General features: G+C 34.2%; 6 protein-coding genes. 1 reads left to right on the top strand and 5 read right to left on the bottom strand.

Annotated elements, in window-relative coordinates; translation table 11 throughout:
• Window positions 1–406: 406 nt before the first annotated feature.
• Together CJF42_RS14965 and CJF42_RS14960 are read right to left on the bottom strand one after the other, a co-directional pair.
• A complete protein-coding gene (locus CJF42_RS14965; protein WP_095367467.1) occupies window positions 407–940 on the bottom strand; it encodes a serine protease external chaperone in 534 nt (177 codons plus the stop codon).
• A gap of 2 nt (window positions 941–942) precedes the next feature.
• Entirely contained in the window at window positions 943–3279 is a 2337-nt protein-coding gene (locus tag CJF42_RS14960; RefSeq protein WP_095367466.1) for a S8 family serine peptidase, read from the bottom strand.
• A gap of 210 nt (window positions 3280–3489) precedes the next feature.
• On the opposite strand from CJF42_RS14960, the gene CJF42_RS14955 reads away from it, so the two are divergent.
• Window positions 3490–3954 (top strand): c-type cytochrome, encoded by a 465-nt coding sequence (locus tag CJF42_RS14955; protein ID WP_095367465.1) that lies wholly within the window; start codon window positions 3490–3492, stop codon window positions 3952–3954.
• A gap of 53 nt (window positions 3955–4007) precedes the next feature.
• Here the strand turns inward: CJF42_RS14955 and CJF42_RS14950 are convergent, their stop codons facing one another.
• The 3 genes from CJF42_RS14950 to CJF42_RS14940 form a co-directional block, all read right to left on the bottom strand.
• Window positions 4008–4658 (bottom strand): cytochrome b/b6 domain-containing protein, encoded by a 651-nt coding sequence (locus CJF42_RS14950; protein WP_095367464.1) that lies wholly within the window; start codon window positions 4656–4658, stop codon window positions 4008–4010.
• A 90-nt stretch (window positions 4659–4748) separates the two neighbouring features.
• Complete coding sequence (locus CJF42_RS14945; RefSeq protein WP_095367463.1) at window positions 4749–8930, bottom strand: hybrid sensor histidine kinase/response regulator transcription factor; 4182 nt, start codon at window positions 8928–8930, stop codon at window positions 4749–4751.
• Window positions 8931–8972: 42 nt separating this feature from the next.
• The gene (locus tag CJF42_RS14940) at window positions 8973–9236 is read right to left on the bottom strand and encodes a hypothetical protein (protein ID WP_095367462.1); all 264 of its coding nucleotides are present in this window, start codon (window positions 9234–9236) and stop codon (window positions 8973–8975) included.
• Between the last annotated feature and the right edge of the window lie 190 nt (window positions 9237–9426).

Genomic DNA, 9426 nt, shown 5'->3' with positions numbered 1-9426 from the left:
CATCTGCCACCTCACACCGACACTAAACCTTGAGTCACCTCTTGAGTAACACGTCCAATCATTCGGATTGGCTACAGTGCCAGGCTTCCCCAGTTACTGCACTAGCTCCCTGTTAGAAGTGCCACCCTCAAACACAGTATTGGACTGACTAAGTATAGGGCGTCACGCTATTTTGCACGCTTACCCACCAATACCGCCGAAACAGGTTACGGTTACTTGTGTACCTCTAACTTCTTATGGCTTCCTTCAGACCTCACCGTTAGCCAGTAACGCCCTTGCCATTCAGATTATCTTCCCCTTAGTCTGGGTGATAAGGCTTCTTGCAGCCTATCGGGTTTGCCAGCTTCGCTGGGCAAACAAAAAAGGCGCATGAAAATGCGCCTGAATAAAATGTTATCAGTATTAATTAATAAGCTTTATGTAAGATCTCTAGCACTTCTATTTTAGCAACCTTCACTAAACCAGATGCTTTAAGTTGTTTACTCGCTTCAATTAAATCTTGCCCTTCCTTCACTTTGACTACTGCAAGGTTGGTTCCTGCATATGCTGAAACCACAGATAAACCTGTCTCATCACTAACCTGTTGCACAGAAACGCCCTGTTTTAATAGCAGAGAAATATTTCCAGATAATGGTGAAACAACATCAGTAAAGGTATTGCGCACTAAAGTCCCCTTAGATACTAGCTGTACAGGGCTATCCGTTCGTACAATAGCCATAATACCTTTAGTTGAAACAATATTTTCAGTACTAGCTACTGATTTTGGTATATAAATTAAATTTCTTTCAACTTTATATGAGCCAAAATCTACTTTTTGAGCTGTATATTTTGAAACTTTTTTTACTGGTTTAATAAACTCTCTTTCTACCAAAGCCTGAGCCATAACCGATGTCGATAGCAAAACACTTGCTGTTACTACTGATAATTTATTTAATTTCATGGTTACTCTCCTTCTACTTGAGTTGCGTGACCAAACGCTCTTATTGCAATACCTTCAAGCACACTTGCTTCAGCATTATTAGTATAGCCAACAAAACTACCCCAACCACCATCTGTTGTAGCAAAACTAGTGGCACTTGTATCTAATAAGCGAACTATCCACTCACCTTTACTAGACTCGCCATAAAATGCATTAGATAGAAAAACCCCCTCTTTTAAGATATAACTTGGTTGATCGCCATTATCAAACGAATAAGCAGGATATGTAATCGCTTGCTTTGATGATAATAATACACTTCTAGTACCTGATGGAGATGTAACTTCAATCGCTAAATCTGTACCAGCTGTCGTTTGAGTACCTTCATCAGTACCGAACGTCATATCAACATTACTTACATCAAATTTGAATTGAATGGATTCTAAATCAAGCTCTTCTGTAAGGACAAATTTATACTCTAAACCTGAAGCATCATTATCAGGGATCTGACTTGTCATGGCATCGTCACCCATAACTGAACCTTCTCCTTGCCATTGCGTAATAACTTGTTCACCTAAATCTTTATCGTAAGCTTTAGCCATCGCGACAGCTTCACCCGCATTTACACGACCGAAACCATATAAGTTGTTGAATTTAAATCCAGCAGCATTTTCAATCCAACCTTGATGCGCTACAAATTCAGCAGCAGTATCACCTTCACCTATAGTCAAAGTAACAGCTTCATTTTCAGGATCAACTTGTGTACTAGTAGATGCTAATATATGACGCACATCGCGCCAAGTTAATTCTGGATTAGCTGCAATTATTAACGAAACCACACCTGCAGCATTTGGCGCAGCTGAAGAAGTACCATTAAACGTAGATGTATAATTACAGTTTGTATTATCTTCATGTCCAGGGAAGTTAAATGGGAATTGCGATTTAACAAACTCTTCACCATAAGCCTCTGTCCAAGCAGCAATCTGACCACCGGTAAAACCAGAATAACCACTTAAACAAGTCATTTGATCTGTTGTTACCATAGCGGGAGCATAACGACCATATTCACCTGAAGGAGCTGACACAAAAATACTTGCACCCGCTGTTGAGTAACTTGTATGGTGACCATCAGTATTAACAGCTGCAACACTTAATGAATAAGGGTTACCTTGCGTTCCTTCAAAAGCACTATTAGTACAGGTTAAACCTAAATCATTAGCGCCATTATCAGTACAAAATGAACCTGCATTACGCTCATCACCAAAACCATTACCACTTGCTTTAATATTTAAAGCGCCTTTACCACCACGTAAATTCATTACCGGATAAGCGGTGATAGCTTCGTCAAGTTCAGAGTAACTAAAGTGAGTTGGAAAAGCATAACCATAACTACGGTTGAATACTGCAACATTATCTGTTTTAGCAATACCACTACCTGGGAAACCATGTACTAAAAAATCTGTTTGAGGAACTTTTCCTTCGCCTAAATAATTCATGCCAATAAGACTTGCATCAGGTGCAACACCTTGACCACCTAGACCGTTCCAGCCTTTAGCCGCAATCAAACCTGCAACACTCGTACCGTGGTCACCTGTAATAGAAGTTGGCGTAGGATCTGTTCTATCTGCTGCACCTTCATTTAGATTTAATGAGCGGTTAGGAATAACATTAGGTGCTAAATCTTCATGACGTATTTCAAGGCCAGAATCAACAACAACGGCTATAACACCTTCACCTGTAACACCTTGAGAATATGCGCCAACGACATTCATATCTTGGCCAGCAATTAACTCTGCTTTTTGTTTTGCAAAACGCTCACTAAGAGCAGCTCGAGCTTCTTCTTCAGTATCACCAAATGACATATATAATAAAACCAAGCCTTCATACATTTCATCACTTAATGCGTAAGCTGCTTGCCCTGTATTTCTGAGATGCCATTGTTGATTTAAAAGTGGGTCACCCATAACTTCAGAAACTATTAGCTTGGCTGAGGCTGATTTTCCATTTGCAGATACAGAATAATCAATTTCAACCGCGTCACCTGATAGAGATACATAAGAATATTCAAGGCCTGATAATTCTAAAACACCATGACTAAAAGTATAAACGCCATTGTCAGCAGTAACAGTTTCACCATTTTCAGAAAAATTAACAGTTAATGTATCACCATTTGAATCTACCGCTTTTAAAGTACCTGTAGATGGCACCCATTGTTTAGCTGTATCGATAACAACATTTGCAGCAGTAGGTGCAACATCTACAACTTCAACAGCTTTTGATTTAGAGCTACTGCCACCACAACCAGCTAGAGATAGCATAATAGCTGTGGATAATACTGAAAGCTTCAGATTATTCTTTTTCATAAATTTCCCATTGTTTTTATTTTATACCGTATCAGAAACTACCCAATATGAAATAATTATTCAATGGGTTATTTACATTTGTTTTCAATTTTCATACAAGTGTCACAATAAAATCATACCCCCTAATTTTTAGATACTGACCGCTTTTATTTGCCCATTACAACATACTCAGGTACAAAGACTTAAAATCAAAAAACAAACTGGACTATCATGAATTTAAAACCGTCACTTTTAATCATTGGCCTAACGGCTGGCTTACTAGCACTACCTACAATCGCTAATACCGCTTTTGAAAAACCATCTGACGCCGTTGAATACCGGCAATCAGCTTTTTCTATGATTGGCACTCAAATCGGTGATATGGGCGCTATGCTTAAAGGTAAAGTACCTTTTAATGCGAAACGTTTTGCAATGCGAGCAAACAATGCTGCAGCATTATCTAAAATGCCTTGGGAAGCTTTTATCCCAGGCACTGAAATAGGTACAGCTAACACTAGTGCTTTATCTGAAATTTGGTCTGATAATGAAAATTTCATGAAAAAAGCAACCGTTTTTCAAAAGTATGCCGATGAGCTAGCAACTGTTGCTGCTACGGGAGATCAAAAGAAAATTGGCAAAGCTTTTGGTAATTGGGCTAAAGGATGTAAAGATTGCCATAAGTCTTTTAAAGACTAATTAGTCTATTTAAGATATTTGATAGGGTATAAACTCTATCAAATAAACACGTATTATGAAAAGATCGCTTGTAATGGCTCTAAGCCCCAAGCATAAAAAATCAAACTCATTATAATAACGAGTACCATAAAACCCCACCAGCCAGTTCTCATTTTCACTTCATTAATATAAGGTTCTGAGCTAAAACCAGTGAGCATGGGTTTTACTAAGTTTTTCCCTCGAATACGATAAACCACAATCGCAAAAATATGCACTGTTATTGCAGCTATTAAAAAATCAAAATTCAATTTATGCACACTACTAGCAATCTCAACCCAACTTGATTCAACATATTGTACTAACGGCCCATCAGTTAAGATATCATCCGTTGTCATTAAACCTGAAGTGCTTTGTATGAGCAGTAAACTAAAAAATGTCAGTACCATATAACTACCTGCTGGATTATGCCCTCTTGTATATGAATGTGTCTTAATAGAATTAACAACGGCTTTAGGTGAATGCAACAAAGCTTTTAACTTTGCAGTATCACTGCCAATAAAAGCCCAAAATAATCGCGCTATAATTAAAGATAACAAACTATAACCAGCCACAAAATGCAAATCCATAAAACCTTCTTCACCAGAAAAATAAAGCACACCGATAAGTAAAATTAGTGACCAATGAAAAAATCGCACAAAACCGTCCCATACTTTTACTTTTTCCATTTATTGCCCCCTAGTATTTTAAATTTCATATGGTTTATATTGTGCCATATACCAGTGTAATTATGCATGCAATTTAATCTGCAGAACGAGCTAATTATCTTCAAATGGTATCAGCGTTTTTTCAGGATAAAGCGCCTGTAATTGTTTTTTATAATCACTGGGAGATAAGCTAAATTGGGCCTTAAAACATTTGCCAAAATAACTCTGAGATGAGAAACCCACTTCAAATGCTGTAAAACTCGCACTATTACCTTGATCTAATAACATTTTTGCTTTTTCTAAACGAAAACGCCTTAAGTATTCAGCTGGTGTCATGTCTAACACGCTTTTAATTTTACGAAAAAACTGTCTTTCACTCATTGCAATATCATAAGCAATATTCGCTATTGAGGTATCAGGATTAACATATAAAACTTCCAACACTGCATTTAACTGGGATATAAACTTTTTTTGTTTATCTATCTGTGCAGCTTTTATTGAACAAACTTCAACTTGAGGCTTTAACTCCTTCAAATCAGTTTTAAAAGAAATTTCATAGAACTGTCTTTTAAGTATATTTCGAATTTCTAACAAGTTTTTAAGGCGAATTAATAATTCCTCAGCATCAAAAGGTTTTGTTAAATATTCATCTGCTTTTTCATACCAGCCTTTTAACCGACTTTCTCTATCTCCTCTAGCAGTTAATAAAACGATTGGAATATGGCTAGTAATATCATTATGCCTTAGCTCATTAGTTACTTGATATCCATCTTTTTTCGGCATCATAATATCGCTAATTATCAAATCAGGCACCTCTAATTTTGCTTTCGTAATACCAATTTCGCCATTCTCTGCTGTTATGACTTTATAATCAGATGAGACACTATCAATAATATAAGATCTCATATCAGCATTATCTTCAATCAATAAAATAAGCGGCTTTTCAGATTTTTCTATATCTTGATTGACAACATTTAGAGTGGTTAATGACATTTCTTGCTGATGATTTAATTCCATCAATTCCATTGCAATAAACTCATCATTAATAAAAATTTGATTCTCATCTTGTAAAGCTTCATTTATGATGGGTAAATAAACGGTTACTTCAGTACCAATACCTAATTTACTGTGCAGTTCAATGCGACCATTATGAGATTCAACTAAACTTTTAACTAACGCAAGGCCAATACCAGCCCCTGTTACTTTTTCACTATTCTCATCCAGTACTCGGCTATATCTTTCAAAGATCACATCCAGCTTATTTTCAGGAATACCAACGCCAGTATCAGTTATTTTAATGGCTAACTCTTTACTTTTAATACGATATGTCTCAACTATAATCGTACCGCCTGATTTTGTGTATTTAAGCGCATTGGATAATAAATTAAGTATGATTTTCTCTAATGCATCTGGTGTAAATTCAAAATTTATATTCGCAATTCTTTTTACACTAAGCTGAATATTTTTTTCTTGTGCTAAATCTTTAAAAGCCTCAATTATTCGTAAAATAATAACTTTAGTAGCTTGATTCGTCTGACCTGAAATTGATTTGATTCTAAAGGTTTCAATATGAAATAACTGATCAACTATTCGAGTTAACCTATTCGCATTTCTTTTAATTATACTTAATCGTTTCAGTTGTTCATTATCAGTAGATTCAGCCATCAACTTAGCAACAGGCCCTTGTATGAGCGTTAATGGTGTGCGTAATTCATGAGAGACATTTGCAAACTCTTCGTTTTTACGAGATAAAAGCTGTTCTACTTTCTGTTTTTCATTTTCAAGTTCTTTTGTTCTTTCAATAACTGATAACTGTAAAATCTGAGATTGTTTTTTTAATAAACGAGTTCTAAGGTTAACAACGAGGAACATTACACATAGAAATACACTAGTAAAAATAAAATAAGCAAGACTAGTTTGCCACCAAGGAGGTGCGATAATTACTTTAATAGACGTTTCCTCACCCCAAATACGATTCAATGATGCCTTGACTTTAAATACATAGCTACCGGGGTTTATATTTGTATAAACGGCTTTTCTACTTTTAAAGTCCACATAATTCCAATCATCATAACCATCTAATTTAAAAGAATATCTCACTCTATCTGAATGCTTAAATTCCAAGCTTGCAAACTCAAATGCAAATACATTTTGATCCGAAAACAACCTTATTTCTTTATTAAAATTAATCGCTTGCTTTAAAGGTGTGACATTTTTTTGAGTACTTAGTCTGACTGGCTTATAAAATAGTTCAAAATTAGTTAAAACAGGTATTACTTTATTTCTTTCTTTACTTATCTTTTTTAACTCAATTCTATTTAAACCATTAACACCACCAGTCCATAAAGTATCATCAACCTCATTATAAAACCCCGCTGAAGTAAAAGAGTTTGCTTGTAGTCCATCATTTTCAAAAAAAGTTTCAATTTCTTCATTTTTACTAGAAATCCGAGATAACCCCTTATCAGTAAGAAGCCATTTATTATTATTCGAATCAACTTCTATTCGCATTACCATATTGCTAAATAGACCATCTTCTATAGTGAAAGCCTTTATCTTTAAATTACTTGGAGTAAATATATATGCACCGTAACCCTGTGTACCGAGCCAGAAGTTTCCATCTAAGTCTATATTTATAGAAGTTAAACTCGGTGGAACTCCATCTTCATATGGAGAGGACCTTTTAAATTGGGTATAAGATTGATTTTTTGGGTCAAATTTTAGTAATCCATGCTTTAAAGTAGCTAACCAAACAAACCCATCGTAAATCATTATGCTTTTAATCGTTTTGACTTGCTTATTATTAGGATCAACCAAAGGTAAGTAATTTTTGAAAGTATTTGTTTTTAAATCAAAATGAGAAAAACCTTTATCAAACGTTGCAATCCAGAGATTACCTTTAAGATCTCCCGTTACAAAGTTAAGTGAATTTGAACTGATACTATTATTCTGTGGTAAGTTGGCACTAAATACTTCAAATTTATTTTCATTCCTAGTGAAACGGACCAAGCCTTGATTAAAAGTTGCAAACCAAATATTTTTCTTTTCATCTTCAAAAATTGATACAATTTTACTTAAATTATCATTATCTGAAGCAAATTCACTGGAGCTTGTATATTTATGACAATCACCAGAAGATAAATTAATTTTATGTAAACCAGCTCCAAATACAGCAATCCAAAGTACATTACTTGAATCTAATAAAGTTGCGTGGATAGTATTACCTGATAAACAATTCGATAAAACATTATTGCTTTTTATATGACCAAAATATTTTTGCGTTATATCTAATTTATTCACACCTAGATTTGTTGCAATCCAAATAACCCCTTCTTTTGATTGAAATATTCGACTAATTTGATTGTCTATTAAACTATATTTTTCATCTGGATTGTTTTCAAAATGGGAGGTTTCTTTCGTTAATAAATCAACCAAATACATGCCTGATGAACGAGTTGAAATCAAAACTTCTCGGCTATTATATTTAAATATATCAGTAATGTTTTTTTCTCTAAGAACTGGTGACCGAATTGCAGATAAACTTTTATTTGTAAGGTTAAAATTAAATAGACCTTTTTCATTCGCAATTAAAATATTTTCATTATCAAGTTTTTTTAATCGTTTATAATTCGATGCTTTGGGTTTTGATTGATTTGAAGATAAGCTAGTTAGAAGTGAAACCTTGTTTTCTTTGACTTTAAATAATCCATGCTGAGTTGCAATAAATACAACTCCACCTTTAATTTCTAGAATATCGTTTATATAAATAGATACTAGATCTTTAGAAGCTTCATTTAAATTTACAAACTTGGAGTTATTTCCATTATTTGAAATAACATAAACTCCGCCAATTGTAGTTCCAACCCAGATATTGCCTAAAGAATCTTCGTACAAACTTGTAATTTTGATACTACCTATCGGGATGTCTTCAAAGTAATCTTTAGATGGATCATAAACATTTAAACCAGAGCTAGTGCCGATCCAAATCAACCCCTTTTTATCCACTAGTAATTTGGTAATGTAAAAATGAGAAATTGAATTTTTATTTTTTGAAGGTCGATATATTTTAACTGCATTGCCATCAAAACGATTGAGACCATCCTTAGTCGCAAACCACATAAACCCACTTTGATCTTGCACAATATCTTTTATTGAAAGGTTCGATAATAAATTAGAATCAACTCCTAATTGAAAACGAAAATCAGCCTGCAACTCATCTATAATACTTCCATATGAAAAAACAGATAGCATAAAAAAAAACAACAAGCTGAATTGTTTATAAAACGATTTCATTGCTATAAGAAATACACCTTATAAATAGAGTTAAATAATATATTATGTTTCATCACGATCTGGATCAGGGCAGCTTTGTATTAACAAAGCATTTGAAATACAAATAGGTTTTTCTTCATAAATCACTTTATATTGTTCAACACCATCACCTAAATCAATAATGGAGGTACAATTATAATAATTACATAAAGCAGTAACTTCAACCATTGATGTTAAAATTTTTGTATAACGGGCCTCACTTGGAGTTGAAACAATAAATAAAAGCGTAAAACAAAAAGCTAAAAATAAAAATTTAAAATCTTTCATAACATCACCTATTTATCATAATATTCAAGTTGGTATTAACTATTAAGGAATTGTTTCATCACGATCAGGGTCAGGACTAACAGCATCACTAACCTTATGTTCGTAAATCACTCTATATTGTTCAACACCATCACCTAAATCAATAACGGAGGTACAATTATAATAATTACAGAAAACAGTAACTTCAACC

This window comes from Pseudoalteromonas sp. NBT06-2 (genome assembly GCF_002276045.1).
Taxonomy (GTDB): Bacteria; Pseudomonadota; Gammaproteobacteria; order Enterobacterales; family Alteromonadaceae; genus Pseudoalteromonas.
This window is presented reverse-complemented; position numbering and strand designations above follow the sequence as displayed.